At 75.9% G+C, this 1246-nt stretch carries 2 protein-coding genes and 1 pseudogene; all 3 read right to left on the bottom strand.

Annotated features, from left to right (window positions below; translation table 11 throughout):
- A pseudogene (locus ACFY2K_RS43475) lies at positions 1–280 on the bottom strand (hypothetical protein); the annotation flags it as partial.
- Complete coding sequence (locus ACFY2K_RS43470; protein ID WP_380409962.1) at positions 273–785, bottom strand: SigE family RNA polymerase sigma factor; 513 nt, start codon at positions 783–785, stop codon at positions 273–275. The pseudogene ACFY2K_RS43475 and the gene ACFY2K_RS43470, both read right to left, overlap by 8 nt.
- A 159-nt stretch (positions 786–944) precedes the next feature.
- On the bottom strand, positions 945–1246 hold a 302-nt coding region (locus ACFY2K_RS43465; RefSeq protein ID WP_380533200.1), incomplete at its 5' end, for a hypothetical protein.

The following is a 1246-nucleotide window of genomic DNA, read 5'->3' as shown; positions in this document are numbered from 1 at the left end:
GGCGGGGGGAGTCGGAGGCGGGGGCCGGCACGGAGGGAGTGTCCGTGGTGACCACTGCTCCGTGCTGCGGCCGCGGTGAGGGCGGCCCGGACGGGAGGGTCAGGTACAGGGCCGCCGCGGCGCAGGCCGCGGTCGCGCCCAGGGCGTACCGGCGGTGCCGGCGGTGGCGGCGCCGGTCGGCGCGTCGGCGGATCTCGGCAGCGGGCAGGGCCGGTGCGGGCACCTGTGTGCCGAGCAGCCGCAGCCGGTCGCCGACGGTGTCGTGGAGGGGGTCAGACACGGAGCTTTCCTTCCTCGCTGCTCGGGGTCCGGTCGGCGAGTCCGGCCGCGAGCGCGGTCCGGCCCCGGGTGAGGCGGCTCTTGACGGCGCTGACGCTGGCGCCGGTCTCGGCCGCGACCTGCTCGACGGGGAGGTCGCACATGTGGTGCAGGACCAGGGCGCTCCGCTGTGCCTCGGGCAGGTCGCGGAGCGCGGTGACCAGCATCAGGTGGTCCTCGGTGGGCGGTTCGACGGTGGGTGGTTCCGGGCGGTGGTGGCGTCCGGCCAGGTGCAGGCCCCGGGCCAGGCGCCGCCAGCGGGAGACGGCCAGCCGCCGGGCCGTGGTCCGGATCCACGCCTCCGGGGCGTGGTCCAGGTCGAAGGTGCGCCGTCGGTCCCACGCGCGGATGAAGGCCTCCTGGACCACGTCCTGCGCTTCGGACCAGTCGCCGGTCATCGCGTAGAGCTGCCCGGTCAGGCGGGAGAAGGACGCCGCGTAGAAGGCGTCGAACTCCTGTGGCGTCATCAAGGGCCTCTCCTCCGGGGCTGTCCGTCAGTTCGCGGCGTCGGCGGCTCACGCGGGAGCACTTCCCGGCGGCGGTGGAGCCGTGCGTCCCGGGTGGAGCCTCCCGCTCTGTACGCACGAGTGCCGCCCCCGGGTTGCACCCGCTGGCTATGGCCTGGATCACATGTGCGGGGTGCGACCTGCCGGGCGTCGGGAGGCGTACCGGGGTGCGGGCATCAACCGGACGCCCGCAGGAAAGGACACGGATTTCATGCGTATCCGCCCGATCACGCTCATCGCCGCCACCGCCGCGGTCATCGCGACCGCGGGGGGAGCGGCCACCGCCGCGACCAGCGCCTCCACCTCCACCCCCACGGCCGCGCCGTCTGCCGCGCCCACGGCCGCGGCCCAGAGCAAGCCCTCCGCTGCGCCCTCCGGCGCGGCTTCCGGCGCCGGCTCGTCCGCTGCCGGCGCGCCTGCCA

Source organism: Kitasatospora sp. NPDC001309 (assembly GCF_042896295.1).
Taxonomy (GTDB): domain Bacteria; phylum Actinomycetota; class Actinomycetes; order Streptomycetales; family Streptomycetaceae; genus Kitasatospora.
Note: the sequence above shows the minus strand (reverse complement) of the source record. Positions and strands in the feature narration are given on the sequence as shown.

Coding starts and splice junctions, on each gene's coding strand:
- ACFY2K_RS43470 (WP_380409962.1), bottom strand. CDS start 785: ATGACGCCACAGGAGTTCGACGCCTTCTACGCGGCGTCCTTCTCCCGC.